Raw genomic sequence first — 26,818 nt, 5'->3', positions numbered from 1 at the left:
TACAGTAATGTACTTATAGATAGCCGCGGGACGGACAGTTAAGTACAATGGGTTAAAAATTACTACTGTAAGTTAAAAAAAAATTACCTGAAAAAAGGTGCTGCTGCCCTGCAAATCCTTATTACTAAAGGGTCTCATGCGTTATCAAATTTGTCAACTGGATAACATTATGGGCTTATCTATCAAAAAATCAAACCAGTTTGTATTAAAAATTAGTTCCTTGAATTAACCTGACTCATAAAAATTTTCTTTACCATGGCTACTTGTAACGTTACCTGCTACCCGGCAGATCAGTTACTTCATCAATCCCATCACCTTTTCCATATCCCGGTCCTTTTTTTCCACTACATCCTGCGCTTCGTACTCCACGTCATAATCCGGCAGCACACCGCGGCCAAAGGTGGCATGTTTATCAACGGACAAAAGCCGCATCCATGGAAATTCAACTGTTATCCCGGTATTGGGCAGCGTTAAATGCTGCACTGTACCGCCACTGCAGCCATCACTGGCGCCAGCTGTTTCGCGGCCTATGAATACTGCATTTTTGCACTGGGCCTTTATTGCTGTTGCCGTATGCGCACCTGCAGAAAAGGTAGCGCCATCAATCAGCACAAACAGGCAGCCATTAAAATGGCCAGCAGCATCCAGCGGTAGCACGCCCAGCATATCGCCAAATGCCGGTGTAAAATCAATATGATAAAAAGCGCCTTCTTTTTTCCCGGGTTTAAAGCCCTGGTTAAAACTTTCAGTACGGGAAGTATCAAAGTATTGCTCAAAATGATTAATGGCAGGGTTAGGGATCCTGGCCTGCACATTGCTGATCATGTGATAGGGCCCATCTGCCAGATACGACACTAATTTAGCTGCAATCCTCAGATCGCCGCCCGTATTGTGCCGGAGATCCAGCACCAGGTTTTGGATCCCTTTTTCATGGATCTGTTTAAAGACCGTTTTATAAATAACCGTATCGTTATATTGATAAGTAGCAGCCTGGAACCATGCGGTGGGTTTGTTCTTCAGGAACCGGAGCTGCAGGTAATCCGTGCCGGTAGCTGTTATCCAGCTGGTATCTGCTACTGCTTCCGGCTCTACTAACCCTGCTGTTACCGCAGTATCCAGCTGAAAATTTTTTACCTGTCCCTGTTTGGTACGCAGCGATACCTGGTAAGGGGGCTGCCAATGGTAATAATGGTTGCAGGCATCTTCAAACCCATCGAACTCACTTAAAAATAATTCCTTAAAGGTTTCATTATACCCGTCGCCCGCATACAGGTCTGCGCCATGGCTGATAATATCAGCCACAGGTACACCATTCAGCGTTAATAATTCATCGCCGGTATTTAAAACAGGTGTTTTATGCGTGGTGATCCAGGCGCGGTGCTGCCGTACCAGCACTTCAAAAGGCAGGCGGGGCTCATTTATTCCTTTAAAACCGGCGGAATGCCTTAGCTGTGTATGTCCGCAGCGCAGCCGGCTCAGTAAAGGATATACCCTGCTCATGAAATCCGTTTCAGAAAGCGGCGCGTTAATGGAAACCAGCGTTTCATCATACACCTGCTGCAAACTATCTGTGGGTGTATAAATGCCGTAGGCAGGATGCATCTCTTTAATAGCTGACCAAAGTATAAAAAGATCATCCCGCATACTTTTTACAGTCAGCTGCGGCGCGGCGCTACCGGCATTATCCTGCTTTGCTTTTTGGGCGGTTGTTGGCGCGCAGCTGCTTGCTGAAACCACTGTTGTTATAGAAAGTATAATGCTGAAGATCCGGGCAGCTCCTTTGTTCATGGGTATTGGATTCAAGGTATATCCATCTAAAATAGATCATAACTGTATAAAATAAAAAATCTTTATTACCCTGCGCCTAAAGGGAATTTTCTTAAAATAGTATTAAAATAGTGCCCGGAAACTTGCACCAGGCAATTATCTTATTTTGGGATCGTTAATTTTTGGCAGCCGGTGGTTATTTGGCCTGATATTAGGTTGCTTAAATAACGCTCCGGCCTTTAGGACCATTTCATTAAAAACGGGGACCAGCATATGCCAGCATTAAAACCATATCGCAAGCTCGCAGTAATTGCCGCTTGTACGCTGCTTACTTTTGCCGCACAGGCGCAAAACGCTAAGAATGGCAGCAGCAATTCACCAAAGCTTTTCCAGGTAACCACTGCAGAAACGCTGCCGGGTGATGCCGTACTGGTACGGGGAGAAGACCTGGACAAGGTTACACAGGTGCAGGTGGCCCGCCTCACCGATGATAATGTGGACAATATTTTGCCGGCTTATATGCCTCTTCCCCGGGAAGATGATGCGCTGGACCATGGCGGTACGGACCGCAGGACAAAAGATGTAGCTGAAAATAAATATCAACCGGCAGATAAGCTGCTGCAAAACAGCCAATCCCTCAAATTCGTAATACCGGCCACCTGGAAAGAGGGTGTATATAGCGTAAAGCTCACAGATGCCGGCAACCAGGTTACGGATTTTTATGTGAATGCTCCCCAGGTGAAATGGGTGATCAGCGAAGAAGGCCTGAATGTAACTGCCGGCAGCTACTTACGTGTGCAGGGTAAAAACCTGCTCAGAAAGGGCCTCAGCGGACAGGTAGTATTGATCTCAAAAGAAAACAAGCAGGTAAGAGCTAAAGTTGCAAATGCTTTTGACGATTTTTCTGTAAGCGTGAACATTCCCGGCAGCATAAGCCCCGGCGCTTATTATTTATACTATCATAACGGCCAGGGAGGTAAAACCGCGTGGAGCGAGCCTTTACAGGTAAACGTAGTGAACCCCTCCCCCAATAAATGGGATAAAAAAACCTTTAACGTAAAAGACTATGGCGCCAAAGGCGATGGCGTGAATAACGAAACCAGCGCCTTCCAGTCCGCCCTGGATGCAGCCAAGCAGCAAGGCGGCGGCACCGTGTATGTACCGCACGGGCGGTATATGCTAACTGCTGAATTGCAGCTGCCGCCCTTCACCATGCTGAAAGGCGAATCCGCCGCTGTAACGCAGCTGTTCTGGAACTCCCTGGGCTGGGACTATAATAAATTACCCAATAGCCTGATCAGCGGCACCCATCACTTTGCCATAAAAGACCTGAATATATGGGCCACCAGGGCCTGGGGCATTATTATACAGAACGGTCCTGTGGAGGAAATGGGAAATGTGCTGCTGGAAAACCTGGTAGTAAGGCAAAGCGCGCAAATGAGCAGCAAAATGTACCGCACAAAAGCCAGCCGCGATTCTGTGGATGCAGAGCTAAACAGCCGCTGGAACAAAACCGGTATTGTAATACGCGGCAACAACCTGAAAGTACGTAACTGCGATTTTAATGCCAGCGGTATGTACACCGTTGCCGGTACCGGCTTTATACAGCATTGCCGGTTCACAAGGAATAATACCGGCATTAACCAGCCTTACATGACCATCCAGTCCAAAGGATTAATATTTGAAGATTGTTATAAACAGGCAGACGGTTACGCTTACGGCGCTACGATCTTGGAAAGCCGCGACCTGTATGAAGCAAGGAACATTACGCCCTTTGATTATACCAATGACCGTGAGGTAATGACCCTGGATGGTGGCGGTGGCGCCTATGCAGGCCCGGTAGCCAGCGCAAACGGCAATACCATTAACCTGCCGGGCGGCAGTAATACCATTCAGGCACCGGCCAATAAATGGAATGGCGGCGGCGTATTTATTATTGAAGGCAGGGGTGCGGGGCAGTTCAGGCGCATTACGGGCCATACGGCCGATGTTATTCAGCTGGATCAGCCCTTCCTGGTAGCGCCTGATGCCAGCTCCGTTATCAGCATTACCACCGTACGGCAAAATTTATACTTTGTAAATAATGAGGTTACTGACGGAGGGGCGTACCAGTTATACGGCTCTGCCCAGAACTGTGTAATAGCCGGTTTAAAAATGCGCAGGAGCGATGGTATTGTATGCCGTGGCTCTTTGCTGTACCATGGCAAGCAGCCCAGCTGGTATAATGATGTGGTAGAGTGTGAGCTGCGGGAGGGCAATTACAGCCACTGGTACGGCACCGGTGATCAGCATTCCGGTTACCAGAGCATTAACCTCATTGGCTCCGGTGGCGCCGGTTTAAACATAGGAGCGCTGGTACGGCGCAACCGCTTATATGATTACAGCTGCATCATCACCTCTACCGGTAAAGACCCTAATTCCGTTACGGATGTTATTATAGAAGATAACAGCATTAATACAGCCAAAGAGGCCATCACACTGGGCGGTGTAGGTACCAATACTTCCAATGTGCTCATCCGCAACAACCATTATGGGAATGTTGAAAAACGGGTAAATGCCAACCAGGGGCTTAAACAGGCCAGCTATATGATCATGGAAGATGGCGCTTCGCCGGTGAAGAAACCTGCTGCCCCGGAGAATAACAATAACCAGTAATGGCTTTAGAATCCCTGTTTAAGCACCAGGGAATCCGTACCGTCAGCGGTGTTCACCATGCGTAATATCACCGGCTTGCGTAAGGTATCCAGCAAGCCGCTATAAGCAGTGCCGGCCAGCGCGCCATTGGAATCTACACCATCAATAGCTTTACGCTCATCATCTGTAAGGTAATGGATGCTTACTTTCAGATTATCAAAGGTTCCTTTCAGCAGGAATGTTTCTCCCGGCGTATTTTCATTGATATCCAGGTTGCCGGTTCCTTTGGTGCTGTCTACATTAGAAACATTAAAGAAAAAAAGCCCGGTGGGTTTGCCTTTTATTACTTCCCATTGATTGGAAAAATTGTGTACATAGTTGCCTACCAGGCTTCCCAGGTCACCCAGGGAATCGCCGCAGGAAACAGTCAAAAATAGCGCTGCTGCTGAAAGTACAGAGGAGATGCTTTTCATAAAAAAGATTTAGCGGTTAAATATTCAATCATTCTCCCTGAAAATCTCTCTTTGCTCTAAGGTTGGTAATAAAGCCCTTAATTTTTACGTCCAGGATCCCGATGTTATTATCAAAAACAGGCAGAATGCTGTTTAATTCCAGGGTCAGCTCCTGTTTTAAGGTGTTCCGCTTTTTTTTGGATGGCTCATTCAGGTAAACGTTTATTTTCCTGATCAGGGAAGCATTCAGCGGTATAATGCTGGCCCTGTGTATATTGTTAATGGAAAAATCAACCAGGTTATGATAGCTCATAGCCAGCTCATAACTTTTCCAGTAGTCCTGCACGGCCTTTTCACATTCGGCGTTCGTATTATTAAGCTGGTTGTAGTATTGATTATATACTTCTATAGTAGAATCCAGCAATTTGAATGATTTGGGATTTTCCAGTGAGTACATCACCAGGTTCTGAAAGGCATCTCTTACATCCTTAGCTTCGTTCAGGTAACCTTCCAGATTCCCGGATATAATACCAAAGTATTTGTCCCTGCCCTCCATTAGCTCGCGTGCAGAACGCAGCTCGGTTTCCGTTACCTTAAAATTTTTCATCACGGTTTTCAGAATGGTGTCCTGCTTGCTGAGCATTTGAGTATACATGGCCTGGTCTACACGCCTGATGCTATCCATCTCCTTCCGGTCCATGTTCTGCTGCCGGTATAATTTGGTTATTTCTTCTGCGGCTGCTGCTTCCTTCTGGGATGAGCGCACAATAGTAATAGTGGTTATAATGTCAGCACTGGGTGGCAGGTAAATAGTTTCATTACCAACAATGGTGTATTCCCGTTCATCTACCGGGCGTATATTGATAGGTAGAGTTTTGCGGTTGTCCAGCGTAATGTAGGCCATTCCCTGCGTGTTGGTGGATTGGCGGCTGCCGTTAAACAAAAAGATGATGTTAGCAGCAGCTTTTGTTTTACTGCCGCTTAGCAGCACTTCAAACTGAAAACCATATTCTTTTGCCTGGGAAAAGGCATGCAAACTGCAAAACAGCAGCGCGGCCATTATCCAGGTCAGCCGGCTAATCATTAATAACAATTTTGATATTCTTTCCCAAATAGATCTTATCTGAATAGCGCATTACCTGATCCTTGAAAACCATAACATCTGCCCGCTCTCCGGGTTTTGCACGCAGGTAAACATGGAACATGCCTTCTTCATCTGTTTGCACATTTTTCAGGTAGTCAGAAAATTTTACCGTTGCATTAGCCACCGGTAAATTGTTACCCTTTAAAACATATCCCACATACAATATTGAATCTATTGCCGGCAGCAGCTTAAGCTGTATGCCCCTTGCGCCGGGCAGGGGCAGCAGCGTATCATTATTTTTGGAGATCTTATATCCTTCGATCCTGGAGGTAATGTGCAGGGAATCGCCCAGGTAATCCCGGTTCAGGTTAGGGAACATGGCCTTCCCGTTCTTATCAATAGCAGCGCTTATAACATCGTTATTAGCAAGGATGCTGATGGTTCCTTCCACGGTGTTTGGATCATCAGCCGGCGCAGCTACATAAATAGCCATATTAAAAAGCGGGCTTTTTTCAACCGGCCTGAATCGGTAACCAATCAGCAGGATCAGAAAGAACACCACTGCAGGCCCGGTTAATTTAAGGTTGCCCTTCATTACAGTGCCGGAATAGGAAGCCGCGCTCCTAAGCGCTTTGGTAAGTAAATAAGTAGCAGCCAGGTCACAGATCACAAGCAGGAAGAAGAAAGTAGTTACCGGTACCTCAAACCTGGACCTGTAATTTGACAGCACTAAAATGAACAGGAATACGATAGATAAACCGAGCAAGGTCAAAAAGATCCATGGGGTTGCTTTCTTATTCATGTTGGGGCTAAATAACTAACCAAAGCTAAGGAAAATAAGTGGAGTTCTGCCACATGCTTCCTAAGCAAATACCGCGGCAGTCCTAACTGCCGATCACAAAAAAAGAGCGTTGCACCGGTTGCAACACTCTTTTTTTATAATAACAGGATAGTCATCATTTCAGCTTGGTAGATCCTTCTGCTTCAATCTCAGCCAGCGCAGATGTTTTAGTAAGTGTAATGTTATGCTGGCTTCTGGCGGTTGTCCATCTTCCCAAAGACGGGCGGTATTCCCCGCCCAGCATATTAAAAATACCCACGTCGGAGGTATTATAGGTAAGGGCAAGGGTATTGGAACCGCTCCTGTAGAACGGCTGGTCCTTCAGCGAAACAGGGTTCTTTACATCATACCAGTCTGTATTGGTGATACGGTAACCCTGGGCAGGCGGGCCGGCTGTATACAAGCTACCACCGGTAGATATAAAGATCACATCTACCGGTATGGAATCAACCGTTACCGTGGTGCCTTCAAACACCGCCATTCCAAAAGCATTCCCGCTATTGGCCAGTAAATTGGTGGTTTTAGTACCAAAATCTGCCCCGGCGTTGGTAGCGTAATTATAGGGGCTTATCCAGTTGGCAGCGCTTATATCGGTTGATACTTCACCATTGATCATTTTTGCCGTGCCACCTACATAAAAGAAAGTGCCTTTAGCCGCTTTGCCGGATGTAAGGTTAAATTTATAAGTGCGTAATCCCCCGGTAGCCCATCCCTTGGCAGGATAACCTGTTGGGGTAGAGGCATTGGCATTGTTAGTGGTTACTACAGAAAATGGTGTTACTGAAAAATCAATATCCCGCGTAGCCATTAGCTGTATATACTCATAATTACCATCTGCCTTGCTGCCTTTCACCACATCGCTCATAAAACCGGTTATCAGCACCGGCGCAATGGTGATGGTGGAGCTCAGCACTACCACATCACTGGCTTTGCGCATACGGAGCTGGGGTACCAGCGCACCATCTTTCCCGGCTGTATTGAAAATAATCCCGTAAAAATTGGCGAGCACCGGCGCTGTCGTATCGGCAAAAGCAGCAGTGGCTTCTGTATGCAGCGTAATATTGCCGAATCCATCGTTCAGGATCTTATCACCCGCCAATACATCACCGGGGGCCGGCAGGGGATCAAAACCACCTTTTACAATTACAGATAAGCTGCTTTCATACTCATCGGGATTAGCCAGTATAGTGCTGGTGGAGATCTGGTTGGCAAGGATCATACTTCCGGCAGCCACCCTGTTAACCTTGTCTTTTGTAATACCGGTGATCTGCAAAATACCATCCACTCTTTTCAGCACACCGCCCGTTGCTTTAATAACAACAGAATCGCCCGGTACAAAATCAGCAGCAGCATCGCCCAAAGGAATAGCAATACCTCTCAGCTTTGATAAACGGCGGTTGTCCTGCACTACCAGCAGCCCGGCCGGCAGGTTACCGCCGGAATGGTCTGATACCACCACGCCGGTAATGTAGTCAGAGCCGGACATGTTGTTTGTAGTAAGGCTTACATCCTGTCCCTTATACAGGTTCCTCACGTCAAATATGGCAATATAGGGGCTGATCTGCCCACCCGGATAATTATCTTTTTTGCATCCCCCTGAAAAAACAACTGCTACTAACAGGAAGGCATATATGAATATCTTCTTTTGCATTGTATTATTTTTTTAAGGTTTTTGCCACCATACCTGGGTGGATATTTCATCAGGGCCCTGCACGGCCACAGCCTGTTTATAATTGGTGGGATTGGTAGATTGCACATACACCGGGTAGTTCATCCGTGCCGGCATTACCCCGCCATTTTTCAAACCCGTTCCTTTGGGCAATACCGGGTGGCCGGTGCGGCGGTACTCAAACCATTGCTCCAGGTCGGCCAGGAACAGCGCATAATATTTTTGCAGGTGTATCTTTTCCATCTTATCATTCAGCGAAGCGCCTTCGTCCCACTGAATATCTGCTGCTGCCAGGTACTCATCAATGTTGTGAATAGTTGTTTTAACGGTATCCGGCCAGTTGGGCAGCCAGAGCCGGATACTGTTCAATGCACCGTTATTGTAATAAGTGCCTGCAGCACCGCCTATCCATCCTTTTGCAGCTGCTTCTGCCAGTATAAACTGCACTTCGGCATAATTCAGCATCATACCGGTAAGGGGATCGGTTTGTAAAGAAACAGCAGAGGTATAGGAATAGAAATAGCACTTTTTTATTGGGTTGGTTCCGGGCGCGTAACCACTGGCCACACCCTGGAAAGAGCCGGAGTAGGGAGCAATGCCCCACCTGTTAAAAGTATTATCAGTGCCATAAACGGGGATATCAATACGCGGGTCGCCCCAGGCCCAGAGATAATCAATGAAAAAACTGGCAATGGCAGGCGTTCTGAAATCCTGCTCCCTTACGCTTGCATAAAAAGGTGAAACATAAGGACCTGCACCGGTCCATTTCAAAATGGCCGATTCCGCATTGCTGGATATCAGCGGGTACTTGCCGGTGTTGGTTTCCGCTATTTCCTTAATTTTTGCAATACACTGCTCCGCTACTTCTGCTTTGCCGGAAAGGCGCAGCAGCAGCCGCAAATACAGGGAGTTGCCAAACTTGCGCCACCTGCCCACATCACCGTTATATACGGGGTCGCTGGTAGCCTTAATGGCAGTACCTGCGCTCAGCAGGGAGTTGGCAGAGTCCAGCTTCTTAAAAATATCCAGGTAAATATCTTTCTGCCGGTCAAAAGCAGGTTCCAGGATAGCGGAGTCCCTGCCGGAGTTGGCCTGGGAATAAGGCACATCGCCATAAGTATCTGTAAGCATAGAATAGATCCACGACTGGCAGATCAATGATATGCCCATGTAGGATGCATTGTAGTTCAGCTCCTGGCTGGCGGTTTTATAAATATCCTTAAAGTTGGTAAGCTCCGTATACCAGCCGTTATACAAATAATCGGATGTGTTATCACGATAGTCATACCGGAACACCTGCCCTTCTGCCTCGTTCATGTTCACGGTCACCTGCATCAGCTCATTGTTGAAGTCACGGTTCCGCCGCATGTTGTACGTTAAGGTGCTTACCAGCGCCGGCGCCAGCAGCTGTTCCGGCAGGGCCTGCGTAGTATTATTCGGATCAGTATTGATCTCTTTGAAATTTTTAGTACAGGCGGCCAGCAGCATGCTGCACAAGCCTGCAGCCACCAATAATTTATGTATGATCTGTTGCATTATTTTTCAAATTAAAGTCCAACAACCAGGTTAATGCCATAGGAGCGTGTGGATGGGAACTGCCCCACCTCAAAACCAGTCAGGATATCAGATCCGTTAAGCGTACCAAATTCAGGATCGAACATGGGCCATTTTGACCAGGTATAGAGGTTACGGCCATAGATCCCTATCAGCAATTTCTGCAAACCCAGTCTCCTGAGTATTTGCGAGTTCACGGTATAATCCAGGCGGGCTTCCCTGAATTTTACAAAATCAGTGCTGAAGGTGCTGCCTTCTGCATTATCCGCGCCCCAGTGGGAACGGTAGTAACCATCTACATCCGTTGCCGTTACATCATTCTTGCGGTATTTTCCATCAGCTTCCATTATTACGCCATTGCCTATAATACCGCTATATCTTCCGGGCAGTGTTTTTGCCAGCTTACCCTGTTCCACCATCTTGTAATGCATCAGTGAATGCGCTACCGCACCATACTGCGCATCGAACAGCAGGCCTAAATGAAATTGCTTATACTGGAAATCGTTGCTGAAACCCAGCTTCCATTTGGGGGTAACATTACCCAGGTATTTCACATCTTCTGAAAGCAGCGCAAAACCTGTATTGGCGTCATATACGATCTGCCCATCCGGTGCGCGCACATAACCTTTTCCGTACAGCGCGCCCATGGTGCCGCCTTGCTTTGCTACGATCTGGCCGCCGCCAACGTTACCGGTACGTAATACCACGGAGCTATCTGCCAGCTCTTTAATGATGTTACGGTTAGAGGAGAATACGATATTGGTGTTCCATTTAAAATTCTTTATTGCCAAGGGCGTACCGTTCACTGCCAGCTCTATGCCGCTGTTATTCACCTTGCCCACGTTAATGATCTCTTTCGCATAACCCGAAGCACGGTCTACAATGCGTTCCAGGATCTGGTCTTTGGTGCTGCCGGTATACAGGGCCAGGTCAAAGCCCAGGCGGTTATTGAGCATTTTCACATTCGCGCCGGCTTCATAAGTGATGGTACGCAGCGGCCTCAGGTCCGGGTTAGCCAATGTGGTAGGGTTATCTAATCCACCGTTGTACTGGCTTCCGGCAGTAGGATACGTATAGGCGGTACGGTAAGGTATGGTTTGCCCGCTGCCTACGCTGGATGCAGAGAACCGCAGCTTTGCAAAGTTGACGAACCGTGGCAGCTTCCATACTTCAGATGGAATAAAGCTCATGCTAACAGAAGGGTAAAAGAATCCTGCATTGTCTGTACGGTCCGGGGAAGCCAGCACACTGTTCCAGTCCTGGCGGCCGGTCAGGTCCGCAAACAAAAAGTCTTTATAACTGGCAGTGATCATGCCGTAAAAGCTGTTGATCTTGTATTTACTTTTCCAGGGCATGGTCACTAAAGGACCGGCTGCATTGGCCATGGTATAGATCCCGGGATACACGAGCGAGTCCGCGCGCACCTCATCCCTGTTATAGTTATTGGTAAGTGTGCTGCCACCTGCTGTTATGGTAAAGTCAAAGTCCTCATTTACTTTCTTTGCATATTTCAGCAGGAAATCACTGCTGGCTTCCATAGAAAAAATATTCTGTGTGCGATAGCTGCCATGGGGATATTTTGTACCGGCATCATATGGGCGTTTCTGCTCGCGCCCTTCATAGCTGAAGTCTACAGATGATCTCACCAGCAGGCTTAATTCATTGGTGATGCTGTACACTGCCTGCACATTACCCGTGGCTCCGTGCCTGTTGGAACTATTGATAAACTCATAGGCTATTGCATAGGGGTTTTCCGGGTAGGAGCTATAAGGATATTTTATGGCGCGCCCTTCCTTGCCATTTGCCCAGTAATTCTTCAGCCAGTCTATATTGGCATTGGGCTGCCAGAATATATACCAGTACATAATAGACTGGTTGCCATATCCTGATCCCGGCAGGTTATCGCTCCACTTATTGGTGTAATTGATCTTGGACGATATCTGCAGCTTATCATTCACCTTTGAGTTTACAGACAATGCAACGGTATTCCGTTTATAACCGGTATTGGGTACTATCCAATCGTTAGCAACATTGGTAAAGGAAAAACGTGCGGTGGTTTTATCAGTACCACCATCTAAGCTGATGGTGTTGGTAAGGGTTTGCCCGGTATTAAAATACTTGTTTACGTTCTTATAAGGCACCCAGGGTGTTTTTGTAGTACCCTGCGCCTGTGTTACGGGATCATACTGGTAAAACTGTTGCCCATCGAAACGGGGACCGTAGGCAGAGCTGGTGCCGCTGGTGCTGGCGCCATCAGCAGACGCGCCATAGGAATAATAATCCGCACCGGCCAGCCCTTGTCCGTATTCATACTGCAGATCAGGCCAGCGGTTCACCTGCTCCATGGATGCGTTGGAGGTAAAGGTAACGCCCCAGCCTTTTCTTTTGCTGCTGCCTGATTTTGTAGTGATAATAATAGCCCCGTTGGCGCCGCGCTGCCCGTACAGGGCCGCTGCACCGGGTCCTTTCAGCACCGTAACAGCCGCTATATCTTCCGGGTTAATATCATTCAAACCAGTGCCATAATCTGCCGGCATATTATCGCTGCCCGTGCCATACGGACTTTCACCGGCAACGCCGGTACGGCGGCCGCTGCCCTGGTTTATCACCACCCCATCCACTACTATCAGCGCTTCATTATCGCCGGTAAGGTTATTCTCGCCACGCAGTATAATTTTATTGGAACCGGTGGGTCCTGCATTTGATCTTACCAGGTTAAGGCCCGCTACTTTTCCGGACAACGCCTCTGTCCAGTTAGCCGGCAGGGTTTCAGTAAGCTGCTCTCCCTGCACTACAGTAGTGGCATAACCCAGCGCTTTCTCCTCACGTTTTATTCCCAAAGCGGTTACTACTACTTCATTCAGGCCTTTGGAGTCAGGCGCCAGCCGAAGGTCCACCACCTGTGTTCTTTCCACGGTGATCTCACGGCTGGTGTATCCTACAAAGGAAAAGATCAGCACACCCTGATCAGCAGGCAGTGTAATGGTATAAAAACCATTCTTATCACTCACCGTTCCCTGGCGGCTGTGCTTAGCTTTAATGTTCACACCTATTAAAGGTTCTCCCTTTTCATCAATTACCCGGCCGCGCACTACAATATCTTCCCTGTTGGCGCCGGCCTGCGTGGTTTTGTTGTCCGCCTGGGTATTGGCCAGGCGGTGAATAATAATTTTTTCTTTTAGCTGCTCATATCCAAAACCGGTACCGGATAAGATGTTTGAAAGCACCATAGCCACGGTTTCATTCCGGTATGTGCCGGTGATCTTTTTATCCAGCTTTTTTAATTCAGATGCATCATACATAAAATGAGCGTTGACCTTTTTCTCAATTTTATGTATGGCTGCGGTCAGCTCTTCATTTGCCAGCTCAATCGATATTCTTCTCTCTGCTAATTTCGCCGTTTGGGTAAAACCCATGGCCGGCAGCAGGTATAGAAGCAAACCTGCCATCAGTATGCAGGCGCGCTGCATACGATTGCCCCAATTTGTAAAAACTTTTTTTGTCCGGTACATAAGTATTTATTGTCTGGTTGTTAATGCGTTCACTTATTTTTAAAAATGCGATGCCCTGTTCATTGCGGTCAATGAAAAAATTACGTCTGCTAAACTTGCTCACCTGGAGGTGCTGGCTTTCTTAGGGATAGGTTATCCTGATGATCCCTGTTCCTGTTTTTTCCCAATGAATGCCGGTGGCCAGCGCCAGGGCTGCCATCATATCATCCAAACTATCGTTGTTACTAAAATCGCCGGAGAACTCCTTCCCGGATGCTACGCCCGGTAGTTCCAGCTTTACATTCCATTTTTGTGCAATGGCCTGCAGTACCTGTTCCAGCGGCACTTCCTGGAAAGAAAAACTATGCCGGGTCCAGGCCATTACCTGCTGTATATCTACGGGCTGCAATGCTGCCTTATGCGATTGTTTATTATACTGTACCTGCCGGCCGGCTTCCAGCGCTGCCAGTGATTGTTCTGCTGCTGCTACTTTTACTTTACCGGTTATTACGCTTACGGTAACAAAGTGTTGTTGTTCCTTTACCACAAAGGAGGTTCCCAGTACGGTTACATCCAGCGAGGGTGTATGTACAATAAAGGGTTTGTGTTTATCTGCTGCTATTTCAAAAAAAGCTTCTCCTTCTACGGTAGCTGTCCGCTGTTTGCCACGGTAAGCAACCGGGTAGCTGACAGATGCGCCGGTATTCAGCGTAACCATTGTCTGATCCGGCAGCTGTACTTTTTTTATTTCGTAAGGGCCTGCTTTAACGGTGTTCATTGCTACAGGTGCAATACGGTCTGCCAGCGGCTGCCGGAATATCCAGCCCAGTGTGCCGGTAGTAATAAGGACCAGGATGGCGGCTGCAATACGTACCAAACGTTTGGGGAACAGGTGTAAGGGCTTCCGCGCTCCGGGTGCTGCGGTTTGGGTAATGGCTTTTAGCCGCGGCAGCAGGCGCCCGGCAATGATCTTTTTCTTTTCTGCTGTTAGCTCATACTCTTTATTGCCCGTTTGTTGCAGCCATTGTTCTATCAACAGCAGATCTTCATTGGTAGCCTGTCCGTTCAGATATCTTTCTACAACCTGTTCAAACCCGTTTATGTCCATTAAAAAAGCGTCTTTACCTATATGTCCGGTAAAACCATCTTTTAACCATATCCGAATGTTAAGGAAATATTAACAAAGAAAAGTGAACAGCATAGCGTGCTGCAACGACTTCTTTAAGCGGGTTCTGGCCAGGCCCAGCTGGTTGCGTACGGTTTGTTCAGAGAGGGAAAGTACGCGGGCAATGTCGGCCACGGAGCGGTGCTGTTCTATATATAATAAGTATACTTCCCGCATTTTTTCCGGCAGGGATTGTACTTCCTGGTTAACAATTGCCTGTAATTCTTTGGATTGTAATGTTTCAGCGGCATTATCCACAGCGGGCAGCAGGGATTCCCGCACCAGCTCCAGCTTTTCAGGGTTTTGCAGCATGGCTGCTATTTTGTTGATCACTTTATATTTAACGGCGGAGTAAAGGTAGGCGTCAAAATTTTCCCTGATCTGCAGGGAGTGGCGTTTGGCCCAGAGACTGGCAAATACTTCCTGCGCCACATCTTCCGCATCATCTTCTGACCCCAGCCGTTTCATGGCAAATACGAACAACGATTCCCACAGGCGCAGGTACAGCGTTTCAAATGCAGATACATCATCCTGCTGAATACGTTGCAGTAATTCCTTATCAGTTAGTTTACGCATGTTGGCTAATGAGCAATTGGGAGCACACTTTTAAAGTGTGAAGTTAGATAAGGAGCATGAGGTTTTATGTTAAGTGATTATGAAGTTTGGTTACCGGGATCATTAAGATCGCCATCCTTTTTTTCATTCAGCTTTCTTTTTTTAAGAGGCGGCCCATCCCCCTCCAGGTTAGGAGTTTCCTGATCCAGGGTTAGCGATGTTTGCGGCAGGCCCATGAACGGATTAAACGGTGTATCTGTTAGCATTAACATCGGGGTTGGCGCCTGTTTTTCTCTTTCTTCCGCTTCTATCCGCTGCCGTTCCTGTTCCAGGTCTGTAAAACATTCCTGTAATAATTTATCTGCCTGCACCAGGTTTTCCAGCACAGTGGTTAGGTTGTTGGCCCACATGGCGTTGGTTGCATTCATGATATACCCGTTAAGCTGCATTTGTTTAGTGAGGCTTGTTTTGCTGAATGAGTGCGAGCATTTTGCCATTACTGAAAGTGTCCCGATGTTAAGCTGCTGGCTGGCAGCTGAAACCTGCTTCAGTTTAATACTTATATGATCTTTTATTTTGTCTGATGCTTCCACCAGTGCTGCGGTAGTTTCCCGGAAATCGTCCAGTGCGGCGCGTGCATTATGCAGGTGGATCCTTAGTTGTGCGTCGTCCTGTTTGGCATAACTCTCCTCCGCCTTATTCATTTCTATAAATAAGCGCTGGCCAAATAAGCTCAGCTCATCAAAAGATATATCCGTACCCGCTATCTCTGCCATAGAGAGCACCATGCCCCTGGTTATATACCGGAGTGTAGCAAAATCTTCTCTTTTCACTATCCCGAAGAACTCACCCAGCTCCTGGTCTTCTACATTCGGGAAGAAATAGTTCAGCGCACCAGACAGCTCGTGCTTATTGAGCTTATCTTCCACAGGCGGCTTCCATTGACGGGCCTTCAGGATGCGGGACCTTACTTCCGCAAAGGAGATGGTTACTGGGGTAGGATCCACTACCACCCTTAAATTGCTCATGTCAATACCTTCCACACTATACTTATAAGGGATCTTCAGGGACAGGTTCTTTTTGTCCAGCTCAGGGCCATCTACCAGGCGCCTCACAGATTTGTCGGTTTTATTCTGGGTAAAAGCTGGTAAGGTATCTGTTCCGCTTTTTACATTCGCCGTTAGCGCCCATTTTTTAGGAATACGGCGAGGAAAGGTTAACTGATCATTAAGATTCAGCACTTTGCTCCCTATTGTTGCTGTTCCCGCAATTTCGTCTACCGTATATTTCTCGTCCTCAATGATGCCCCTGTTCAGTATAGTAGATACGGGTACTGTATAAGGTTTGGGATATTCAAGCGCCACCTGCATATCAATTGTTTTCCCTGCTTCTGCTGCTGCTTTAATGGGTTCCTCCATAATATTGGCATAAGCGGGTGAGTTAAAAGCGGATGTTTGAGGGGCCAGATTTTTGGGCACGAATGAATATTTGGCGCCCAGTTTTTTGAGCAGCTGGTCGCCTACCAGGTGCCCTGCATCATAAAATTTTTGCGGATCCACCCCTAATAGTATAAAAGCCTCATCACGTGCCATCCCTGTAATTTTGCTCAGCTGGTTCTTGTCATCCTCACGCTTGGCGCTTGAAACAGTGGTATTATCAATTTCCGCGCTTATCTGTGTGGCCTTTTCCGTAGCGCTGCCTATACCTTTGTTAAAAGGTAATTTTACATCACCTCCATTAAGCCCTGTAGTGGCGGTTATTACGGAAACGGCTGTTTGTTCAGCGGGTGCAACATGTGCGCCAAATCCGGCGAACTGCATTGGCGTAACAGCGGGTAATGCTGCGCCTTTTTTTGCAGCATTGCCCTGTATGGAACGGGGAGACTGCTGATCCGGTTGAGGGAATTTCCGGGACTCTTTCATGGGCACGGTGATTTTCATTAAGATACGTAAAAAATAGGATTATAAATGATCCAGTTTCTTCCTGATGGCTGTCTTATCTGCTTCTGTTTTTGCCAGCACTAATGCCTTTTCATAATATTCCTTTGCCTTTGCCGCATCAACTCCTGTATACAGCTCACCCAGCAGCGCAAAATAAAAATGATTGCTGGTTAGCTCCAGCTGCTCCGCAGCAGCAATCCCCGCCTGCTTCCCATTCACTTTTGCCAGCGCATATGTTCTGTTCAGCGCTGCAATGGGCGAGTAGGCTATTTGCAACAGGCGGTTATAGAAGTATAAAATATTCGCCCATTTCTCTTTGGTATCCTCCTTTTGGGTGTTCCAGTAAGCAATACCGGCTTCCAGGTGGTATTTTGAAAGTTCATTACCGCTGGCAGCCCGGTTTAAGAAATAACCCCCTTTGCTGATCAGGTCTGCATTCCAGAGCTTAGCATCTTGCTCTTCGTATAAAATATGCTCACCATGCTCACTGATACGTGCATCAAAGCGGGAGGCATGAAAACACATGGGCGCCAGCAGCGCATTTACAGCCGGTTTGTTAGTGCTTTCATTTTCCACCAGCATGGTACAAAGGCGCATCGCTTCCAGGCAAAGATCTTTGCGCAGGGTTTTATTCTGGCTAACGGAATAATAGCCCTCGTTAAATAATAAATAAATGATGATAAGCACGGCTTCCAGGCGCTCATTCATTGCAGCTGGCGGCGGCAGCTCAATATTGATCTTCTCCTCTTTCAGCTTTTCTTTGGCGCGGAATAAACGTTTATTAACGGTTTCCTTGCTGGTTAAAAATGCATCGGCTATTTCTTCTATGCCAAACCCGCAAAGAATACGTAGTGACAGCCCGATCTGCGCCTCCCTTGAAATAGCAGGGTGGCATACAGCAAACATCATCTGCAGCTGGCTGTCGTTCACGTTTTGCGGGGAAAGGTCAATTTCTTCCTCGTAACCTTCAGCGGAATTATTTTTTATATCCGGTGAAATTTTAGTGGCAAACAATAGGCCCCGCTGTAAATAGTTCTTTGTTTTATTCTTAGCCACATGGTATAACCAGGCCGCAGGCTGCTGCGGAATACCTTTCAGCGGCCAGGTTTCAGCAGCAGTAAGAAAAGTATCGCTGGTTATGTCTTCCGCAATTTCCATTTGCTGCAGGCCAAAATGCCGGCATAACACGGATACTATTTTACGGTACTCCGTTCTGAATAAATGCGGTATGAGTGTTGTGTGCTGCATAATGGAATTTCCCCCGTAACATATACGGGGGAAAATTACTCAGACTTTATTATGTCCGGTTACGATCTGTCTAACCTCTACGGTGTTGCCCTCCCCTTTTAAGATAGGGCAGCCTTTAGCCAGGCTCACGGCCTCTTCCAGGTCTTTCGCCCGGATAGTGATGAAGCCGGCAATGGATTCCTTGGTCTCTGCATAAGGGCCATCGGTCATCACATCATTGAACTTTAACACCTTGCCTTCTTTAGATAATCCTGTGCCGCCAACAAATTTATCCTGTGCCGCAATGCCGCCCACCCAATCATGATACCGCTGCATATACACCTGCATTTGTTCCGGGGAAGGCTGCGCTTCTTTGGTTAAAATATCCAGGCGCATTATTACGATAAACTCTTCCATATTGCTTTGGTTTTATTAGTTAATATACTATTTAGCCGGTTGATAGCAAAGCAATACGATGCCGCTTTTAAATACCCTTGAATCCTTTAATTGCAGGTTCAGCTGCTGCTGCAGGCCGCTAAAAATGGGCGTGCCGTTGCCCAGCGCCAGGGGATCCAGCATAAACTGGTATTCATCAATTAACCCATGGTCTGCCAGCTGGGTTACAATGCTGCCACTGCCCAGTATGGTCATAGGGCCGCCGGGTTGTTGTTTCAGCTGTTTTACCGCAGTAACCAGGTCCTCTTTTACCAGGGTGGTATTGTTCCAGTCTGCGCTTTTCAGCGTCCTGGAAAAAACGATCTTCTCCGAACGGTTCATGCCCTCCGCTACTCCGGGGTGCTGCTGCAGGGCGGCGGGCGTAGGCCAGTAGCCGGCCATCATTTCATAGGTTACCCGCCCGAAAAGCAGCGCAGATCCGGATTGTGCGCCTTCTTTGGCATATTCATTTTCTTCTGCGCCTGTTGCCTGCTTATGCCAGCTGATATCACCATCAGGGCCTTTGTAGTAGCCGTTAAGGGTCATAAAGTTGAATACGGTTAGCTTTCTCATGTTATTTTGTTTTTGATGTTATAAGGGTATAACAAATGAGAAAAGGGAAATAGGACAGGGTTGGGGAAAATAGTACAATTCGCTTGAAACAACGTATAATAGATAGTACCTCATTGTTCTGTGCCATTAAGATTGTCATTAGGCATTAGTTTATAAATACCTCTTTCACTGATCCTACTATAATCCAGTTATGAAAAAAACGCCCCCGCAACAACTTTTGTTCGTTCTTACATGTATGGCCACCGGCGCACTTACTGTTACAGGGTGGCTGTGTTCAATAGCAGATGCCTACAATCACATTACGCTAAAACTGGCGATATATATTACCATCCCCGTATTAATAACGGGTATTATTATATTCATCCTGTTTAAATATCGTAAAATAAGCTGGGCCGGCCCTTCCGGGAGGCTTTTTAAGATCGTAAAGTTCGGCAACCCGCTACTACTTTTTTTTGCAGGCGCATTTTTGCTGATATGGCCCATGGCTTTGTATAAAGAATTCAATCCATCTGACGATGTTTTAGCCGCCCGTAAGCGTATGGAACCGGTTTTTAGCCTGACCAATAAAAGATTCAAAGTATTGATCTTACCATGGGGAAAACAATGCGAGTATCAAGGGAAAAAAAGTGAGATCGCAACAGTAATTAAATCACGTTTTGACAATATCAGCAGCCAGGGTGAAAACATTGATGCCTATTACCTGACGGATTCCATCGACTACCGTAACTTTACCCATCAAATGGCGGATTCGATCATGCGGCACCACCATGCCGACCAGATCCTGTATGGCGCCTACTCCTATAAGGAATGTGAAGGGGGTACTTCAGATAAAATATGTTTCAACTACATCACCAACTTTAAAGACTGGCACCTGGTAAGAATACCGGCACAAACAAACTATAAAATGCATGATATGGAAGGGTTGAAAGATCTTCGTGAAGGGACCAGTGCCGCCCCTATGGACTATATCATAAGCTGGGTAGCTGGCGTAGCTGATATAAAACAGCGGAATTTTTCTGCTGCCATTCAGAAGTTCCGGCAGATCAAAGATTTTGATAAAAATGAACAGATCCTGTTCTTGCTAAGCGCCTGTTATTTTTTTATAAACGACAACATCAATGCCGGGATATACTGTGAAAAGGTATTAAAGATCAACCCCGGTAATATAGAAGCAGCCATACACCTGGGTGTTGCTTTAACAAGACAGGATAAATACGTTGAAGCAAAACCATACTTTGAAAAAGCGCTGGCGTATTGCCCGGATGATGTGGAAGCATTACTAAATATGGGACGCTTGCATTACATCTTAAAGGATACTTCAACCGGTAATCAATATTATAACCGGATCCTGCAAAAATTAACACCGGATACCGAAACGAATTTAGCCATACTGGGCAATGTTTACAGGGATATGAAGATCTATGCGAAAGCGAGGGATTGTTTTGAAAAATCCTTACGTATACACGCCGCCCATGCGGATATCTGGGTATTACTGGCAGATGTATGTCTTCGCTTAAAAGATACTGTTGCCGCTAAAACACATTTAGAACATGCTACCCGGGTTGACTCAACTTATGCAGAAGCCTGGTACCATTTAGGAGATGTATGCAGAAAAATGAAGGATTATAAAAAGGCACAGGTTTACCTGGAAAGAGCGCTACAGATCAATCCTGTTTATGTAAATGCATTGCACTCACTGGGGCTTATGTACTACCAGGAAAGAAATTATGCAAAGGCGCAAAAAAACATGGAAGCTGCACTGGCTATTAATCCTAATAACGTATTAGTGCTGCTTTCAGCTGCTTTTTTCTATAAAAATATAACGAACTATAATAAAGCGGCGGAGCACTTTCAGTCCTTGTTAAAATTCTTTCCCAATGATAGCAATTTGTGGAATGAGCTTGGCATGGCATATGAGATGCATGGCAAATACGAGCAAGCCTTTGACTGCTTTAAACATAGCCTGAGAGCAGATGCCGGTAACGGGTCGGCGTATTATAACCTCGCCAGCATGTCCGGCTGCATGCACAATAAAACAGATGCATTAAAATACCTTTCCAAAGCCATTGAAAAGAACCCAACACTGAAACAATACGTTCGCCAGGATCCCGGCTTTGACTGGTTACTTAAAAACAAACAGCTCCTGGCTATTATACAATAACCCCCATAATACGAACAAACTGCTGCCTGCCCGGGTTCAATTAATTTACATTGTGCATAAAATCCCTCCCCTCTTTGTAGAGCAGCCTGAAGTGTAACATACACATTCCCTCTAACATCCGCCACTGGCATGATAATAGCCCGCTCTTATAGAAAAACATTGCTCATCATAAAATCATTCAATCATGGCAACGAAAACTGTTGAAAGACCCGGAACACAGGATCCTACGCAACAATATCCCAAATCATTCCCTGCACAGGAACAGGCCATGCCTGGCACCGAACAGCAAATGGATCCTAAACCGGACCACGGTGAAACCACTTACAAAGGAAGCGGCCGCCTGGAAGGACGTAAAGCTATTATTACCGGGGGCGACTCCGGCATTGGTAAAGCGGTTGCAATAGCCTTTGCACGGGAAGGCGCCGATGTACTGATCTCTTATCTGAAAGAAGATGAAGATGCCCGCGAAACCGCAAAGTGGGTAGAAGATGTAGGCCGCAAAGCTGTGCTGGTACCCGGCGACATCAGCCAGGAAGAACACTGCAAACAGCTGATTGAAAAAGCAGTGCAGGAGCTGGGCGGCATAGACATACTGGTTAACAATGCCGCTTACCAGATGGAGTATAAATCCTTACAGGAAATACCCAGCGAAGAATGGGATTACACATTTAAAACAAATATCCATGCCATGTTTTATTTGTGTAAAGCAGCAGAGCCGTATTTAAAACCCGGCAGTGCCGTTATTAATACTACTTCCGTTAACGCCTACACGCCCCGGCCTACCTTAGTGCCTTACACGGCTACCAAAGCAGCCATTCAAAACTTTACTTCTACCCTGGCGCAGCTGTGGGGCGAAAAAGGCATCCGCGTAAATTGCGTGGCACCCGGCCCTATCTGGACGCCTTTAATTCCCGGTAGCTTCCCGGCAGATCATGTAAAGGAATTTGGGAAGAACACGCCGCTGGGCAGGGCTGGTCAACCGGCAGAGGTTGCCCCTGCATTTGTGCTGCTGGCCAGCCAGGAAGGCAGCTACATGTCGGGCGCAACAGTACAGGTAACCGGTGGTATGCCTACTATTTAAACAGCCATACCAGTTATACCAGCAACGCATAACCTGCCATCCTCATCAGGAACCGGCAGGTTATCTGTTTTTATATCTGTACAAAACGTTGTAACTTATTCGCACATACTTATTACAGTAACATCAGCGCAGGGAAATATGAATTTTACGTTATGATTCATTGCATTATTGCAAGCCTATATTCACTATTTTATTTTCGCGCCCATGAAACCTATATTAGCGACTTTATTCTTGCTGTTATTATGCAGCATTGTGCGGCACCATGCATTTGCACAAACCACGCAAGCCTCATTTACCGGAATCATTACTGATGATGCGAAACAGGCCATTCCCGGTGCTTCCATCCTGATACGGAATGAATCTACCGGCTTCAACACCCGCACCGTTACCAATGCCAAAGGAGAGTTTATCCTGAAAGAGCTGCCTTTGGGCGGCCCGTACACTATTACGGTGACCTCCATGGGTTACGGAGAACAGAAACGTACCGGCTATACGCTGAACCAGGGCGACCTGGTGCGCATTAATATTGACCTGAAAAGTTCCACGGTGAATATTAATGAAGTAACAGTAACGGCCGGCGGCTTAAAAAACAAAACAGAGAATTTTGGTGCAGCCACCACCGTTACTGCTAAAGACATTAACCGCCTGCCGGTGAACGGCCGTAACTTTACATCGCTCATTGATCTGTCACCTTTAAGCAGCGGCAGCAACCTGGCCGGGCAATTAGGCTCCTCCACCAACATTACTATTGATGGCACCACCGCCAAGAACCCAACTTCCAGCAGCGGCACCAACAGCCGTATTGGCGGCCCTTACGCACTTTCCATGGAAGCCATCCGCGAGTTCAAGGTAGTAACCAACCAGTATGATGTTACGTATGGCCGCAGCGGCGGCGGCACCATCAGCACCGTTACCAAAGCAGGTACCAATACCTTTTCCGGCAGCGCATTTATATTTGGAAGAACGGATTGGCTATCCAGCCCTTATGATACCCGCGGCAATAAACGCCAGAACGATTTTTCCACTTACCAATACGGTTTCTCATTAGGAGGCCCTATCATTAAAGACAAAGCGCATTTCTTTGTAGCATGGGATCACCAGAAAGATGCGCGCCCCCTGCAGCTGGCAGATATTAAAACACCGGCCGATGAAAAACGGCTTAACGTTACACAATCATCCCTGGACCGTTACCTGGACATTGCCCGCAGCAGCTACGGCGTATCCGCTGCACCGCAGTTCGGATCCTTTGATAAAAAGAGAGGCACTGATGCCATTTTTGCGCGTATAGACTGGCAGCTGAATGAAAAAAACCTGCTTACCATCCGTGATAATTATGTGAATGACCGTGCACCTTTAGGACGGGATGATAATACCGCCATTAACCTGTATGAAGTATACGCCAATGCCAAGGCGGTGAACAACAGCATACTGGCTACCCTGCGCACCGTATTGAACCCGCGCTTAACCAATGAGCTGAAAGTGCAGCACCTGTACACTTTTGAAGAAAGCTCACCCGGCAGCCAACTGCCCAAACAGAATATACCCCGCGCCATTGTACAACGGGTGGGATCGCTCATTGGCAGCGATTCTGTATACACCGATATACAGCTGGGCGGACAACGTTACTCACCGGAGCATTTTTACAACCACGTAGTGCAGGTGGTGGATAACGTGTACTTCAGCACCAACAAGGCTAACTATACATTTGGCACCGACATACAGTACAGCCATATGAACTCTTTATATGGCAGTGAAATGAACGGCCGTTTTTATTTCACCGGCCTCAATGCCTTTGAAGCCCAAACACCTTACCGTTATGCGCGGGAAGTAGCCCTGGCAGATGATCCGGCCGTGAACCAGAACATTATTAATGCCGCGCTGTACGCACAGATCCAGACAAACCTGTTCAAAGGTTTTGAAATGATAGCCGGCCTGCGTGCAGACTATACCACTTACCTGAACCATCCCAACTTTAACCAGACGGTATATAATGAGCTGGGCCTGCGTACCGATAACTCACTGAAAACATTCCAGCTGCAGCCGCGTATCCAGTTCAACTGGGATGTGAATGAACAGCACAGGGATTACCTGCGCTTTGGCGCAGCCATCTTTGGCTCCGACATCAACAACTATGCAATGATCAACAACATGCTGTTTGATGGCACCAAAGTATTGACCATTGATGTGCAGGGCGCTGCTGTGCCCCGGCCCGACTTTGCAGAGTACCGCAAAAATCCTGCAGCTGCACCGGGCAAGGAAATGTTTGACCAGCAGAACCTGCCCCGCCAGGGCACCATTAACATGAATGGTAAAGATGCCCGTATACCCGTAGTGTACAAGGCCAATATTTCCTATAACCACTTCTTTACCGACCGCTTTAAAATGGGCGTCACCTTCTTTACCACCATTGCACGTAATAACTACATGTATGTAGACCGGAACATGGTTGACCAGCCTTACTTCCGCCTGGCCAATGAAGCCAACCGTGGCGTATATGTGCCGGCCGGCTCCATTACAGCGAGCAATGGCGCTACAGACTGGATGCAGGGCCGTAAAAGCAGCAATGTAGGCCGTGTGCTGGAGCTGAACAGCGCCGGTAAGGTGAACCAGTTTGCTTTTGTGGTAGATGGTACCTTCCGTTATTTCAGGGATGGTGAAGTAAGCGCCAGCTATACCTGGAACGACACCAAGGATAATACTTCCTATAACGGCGATGTGGCCAATACCGCTACCCTGGCGCTGATGGTAAAGGATGATCCGCGCGATCTGAGCAGAATGACCTATTCCGATGTGCAGTTCCGCAATAAGATAGTGGTGTACGGCACCCTGCCCAGCTTCTGGGGCGTGAATGTAGGCATACGTTATTCCGGTATAGGCGGTACACGTTATTCCCTGGCCGTAGGCGGTAACGTAAACGGCGATTTTGTGAACTCCAATGACCTGGCTTACGTGTTTGACAGGAATGATCCTAATGTGGCGGAAAAGATCCGCACCGGCATCAACACGATCCTGAATAACCCGCTGGCAAATGAACGTTTTAAAGAATACATCAGCAAAAGCAGTGGCAAAATAGCGGAACGTAACGGTGGGGTAAACGGCTTTTACGGTGTATGGGATCTGAAGATAGCCAAGAAGTTTAAGCTGTATAAATCACAAAGCCTGGAGATCTCCGGCGATTTCTTTAACGTAGCCAACATGCTGAATAAAGACTGGGGCGTATCCAAGCTGCTGGGTAAGCAGAACATTTACTCCCTGGGTGGTTTTGACAAAGCTACTTCCACTTATAAATACAATGTGAATGTAAACTCCGGCGTCATCTCGCCGGGCGGTAATCCCTGGCAGATCCAGCTGGGTATCCGTTACGGGTTTTAACCAATCCTATTTAACATACACTTAAAGGAGGCTGTTTGTAAACAGCCTCTTTTTTTTGAAATAAACCCTATCTTACACATACAAAAAAATACACATGAGTACTTACCAGCAACATTTTGATACCTCCTGCGAGTTACGCAATGACTTATGGAATAGTGTGGGTAAACTGGATCCCGATGTAATAGCTCATATGATAAATCCCAGCTTCATGGGCGGCCCGGCCTGGCCCTCGCTCCGGCAGGCCTTTGCCACCATCCGCACCCCGGAACGTACTATTATAGCCAGTGATGGGTTAAGCGATCCCTATGATGATTCGGAGACCAATCCCGCCAATGCACCCTATAATGGTTTTGGGCTGGAGGTGTATGTGGCTGCAGAACCTATTACAGGCGGCGTACAAACCACCTGGGAGTTCCAGCTTTTATACCAGGCGGCACAGCTGGTAGCCCAGAATGGCAGCATCATTAACTTATTTGAAGAAATGCCTTTTCTTTCCACAGAATTGTATGATGTGGATGTACCGGCTGAATATAAAAATGCAGAAGGAAGGGTAGGCGTTTTACTGGGCCTGCCGGATGAAAAGATCCCCGGGAGTGTACAGCTTTCACTGGAATCTGTTAAGCTGGTGAATGTAAAATTACTGACCCTGGCAGAGCTGGATTATGTGATCGCCAACGGGGAAGAAGGCCGTGTAAAACTGGCGGAGCTGATACAACAGCAGGGCCATGCTACCCTTTCTACCTTAAAAAGAAAGTCCGTTATATAAATGAGTCAGGGGGTAATGCTATGCGCACTTACCCCCTGATATTATATGGGT

General features: G+C 47.2%; 18 protein-coding genes. 5 read left to right on the top strand and 13 right to left on the bottom strand.

Annotated elements, in window-relative coordinates; translation table 11 throughout:
• Window positions 1–294: 294 nt before the first annotated feature.
• Window positions 295–1,788, bottom strand: a complete 1,494-nt coding sequence (locus tag KVT36_RS16515) for a S41 family peptidase (RefSeq protein ID WP_217604577.1) — start codon at window positions 1,786–1,788, stop codon at window positions 295–297.
• Window positions 1,789–2,040: 252 nt separating this feature from the next.
• On the opposite strand from KVT36_RS16515, the gene KVT36_RS16510 reads away from it, so the two are divergent.
• Complete coding sequence (locus KVT36_RS16510; protein WP_217604576.1) at window positions 2,041–4,422, top strand: glycoside hydrolase family 55 protein; 2,382 nt, start codon at window positions 2,041–2,043, stop codon at window positions 4,420–4,422.
• A 5-nt stretch (window positions 4,423–4,427) separates the two neighbouring features.
• Here the strand turns inward: KVT36_RS16510 and KVT36_RS16505 are convergent, their stop codons facing one another.
• From KVT36_RS16505 to KVT36_RS16450, 12 genes are all read right to left on the bottom strand, one after another.
• On the bottom strand, window positions 4,428–4,874 hold the full coding sequence (locus tag KVT36_RS16505) for a hypothetical protein (protein ID WP_217604575.1): 447 nt from the start codon (window positions 4,872–4,874) through the stop codon (window positions 4,428–4,430).
• A gap of 28 nt (window positions 4,875–4,902) precedes the next feature.
• Window positions 4,903–5,937, bottom strand: coding sequence for a hypothetical protein (locus KVT36_RS16500; protein WP_217604574.1), 1,035 nt, complete (start codon window positions 5,935–5,937; stop codon window positions 4,903–4,905).
• Entirely contained in the window at window positions 5,930–6,739 is an 810-nt protein-coding gene (locus tag KVT36_RS16495; protein ID WP_217604573.1) for a hypothetical protein, read from the bottom strand. The genes KVT36_RS16500 and KVT36_RS16495 overlap by 8 nt, the downstream gene beginning before the upstream one ends.
• A gap of 154 nt (window positions 6,740–6,893) precedes the next feature.
• Complete coding sequence (locus KVT36_RS16490; protein ID WP_217604572.1) at window positions 6,894–8,429, bottom strand: DUF5689 domain-containing protein; 1,536 nt, start codon at window positions 8,427–8,429, stop codon at window positions 6,894–6,896.
• A gap of 12 nt (window positions 8,430–8,441) precedes the next feature.
• Complete coding sequence (locus tag KVT36_RS16485) at window positions 8,442–9,983, bottom strand: SusD/RagB family nutrient-binding outer membrane lipoprotein (RefSeq protein ID WP_217604571.1); 1,542 nt, start codon at window positions 9,981–9,983, stop codon at window positions 8,442–8,444.
• Window positions 9,984–9,994: 11 nt separating this feature from the next.
• Window positions 9,995–13,471 carry a SusC/RagA family TonB-linked outer membrane protein gene (locus tag KVT36_RS16480; protein ID WP_254640051.1) on the bottom strand — a complete coding sequence of 1,159 codons (3,477 nt, stop codon included), beginning with the start codon at window positions 13,469–13,471 and terminating at the stop codon, window positions 9,995–9,997.
• 163 nt (window positions 13,472–13,634) lie between these two features.
• Window positions 13,635–14,600: a FecR family protein gene (locus KVT36_RS16475; RefSeq protein WP_217604569.1), complete on the bottom strand. Its 966-nt coding sequence runs from the start codon at window positions 14,598–14,600 to the stop codon at window positions 13,635–13,637.
• A gap of 69 nt (window positions 14,601–14,669) precedes the next feature.
• Window positions 14,670–15,233 carry an RNA polymerase sigma factor gene (locus KVT36_RS16470; RefSeq protein WP_217604568.1) on the bottom strand — a complete coding sequence of 188 codons (564 nt, stop codon included), beginning with the start codon at window positions 15,231–15,233 and terminating at the stop codon, window positions 14,670–14,672.
• A gap of 77 nt (window positions 15,234–15,310) precedes the next feature.
• Window positions 15,311–17,134, bottom strand: a complete 1,824-nt coding sequence (locus KVT36_RS16465) for a DNA/RNA non-specific endonuclease (protein ID WP_217604567.1) — start codon at window positions 17,132–17,134, stop codon at window positions 15,311–15,313.
• A 39-nt stretch (window positions 17,135–17,173) separates the two neighbouring features.
• Window positions 17,174–18,400, bottom strand: a complete 1,227-nt coding sequence (locus tag KVT36_RS16460) for an RNA polymerase sigma factor (RefSeq protein WP_217604566.1) — start codon at window positions 18,398–18,400, stop codon at window positions 17,174–17,176.
• Window positions 18,401–18,439: 39 nt separating this feature from the next.
• Complete coding sequence (locus tag KVT36_RS16455) at window positions 18,440–18,796, bottom strand: YciI family protein (RefSeq protein WP_217604565.1); 357 nt, start codon at window positions 18,794–18,796, stop codon at window positions 18,440–18,442.
• Between the two features lie 27 nt (window positions 18,797–18,823).
• Window positions 18,824–19,387 (bottom strand): dihydrofolate reductase family protein, encoded by a 564-nt coding sequence (locus KVT36_RS16450; RefSeq protein WP_217604564.1) that lies wholly within the window; start codon window positions 19,385–19,387, stop codon window positions 18,824–18,826.
• A gap of 190 nt (window positions 19,388–19,577) precedes the next feature.
• Between KVT36_RS16450 and KVT36_RS16445 the strand changes: the two genes are divergently transcribed.
• The 4 genes from KVT36_RS16445 (at window position 19,578) to KVT36_RS16430 (ending at window position 26,767) form a co-directional block, all read left to right on the top strand.
• The gene (locus tag KVT36_RS16445; protein ID WP_217604563.1) at window positions 19,578–21,548 is read left to right on the top strand and encodes a tetratricopeptide repeat protein; all 1,971 of its coding nucleotides are present in this window, start codon (window positions 19,578–19,580) and stop codon (window positions 21,546–21,548) included.
• A gap of 184 nt (window positions 21,549–21,732) precedes the next feature.
• Complete coding sequence (locus KVT36_RS16440) at window positions 21,733–22,629, top strand: SDR family oxidoreductase (RefSeq protein ID WP_217604562.1); 897 nt, start codon at window positions 21,733–21,735, stop codon at window positions 22,627–22,629.
• A gap of 204 nt (window positions 22,630–22,833) precedes the next feature.
• Window positions 22,834–26,001, top strand: a complete 3,168-nt coding sequence (locus KVT36_RS16435; RefSeq protein ID WP_254640050.1) for a TonB-dependent receptor — start codon at window positions 22,834–22,836, stop codon at window positions 25,999–26,001.
• Between the two features lie 94 nt (window positions 26,002–26,095).
• Window positions 26,096–26,767, top strand: coding sequence for a suppressor of fused domain protein (locus tag KVT36_RS16430; RefSeq protein WP_217604560.1), 672 nt, complete (start codon window positions 26,096–26,098; stop codon window positions 26,765–26,767).
• The last annotated feature ends 51 nt before the right edge of the window (window positions 26,768–26,818 follow it).

It is taken from the genome of Chitinophaga sp. GbtcB8, from assembly GCF_019091455.1.
GTDB lineage: Bacteria > Bacteroidota > Bacteroidia > Chitinophagales > Chitinophagaceae > Chitinophaga.
The sequence above is the reverse complement of the archived record's forward strand: the minus strand, read 5'-3'. Positions and strand labels throughout refer to the sequence as shown.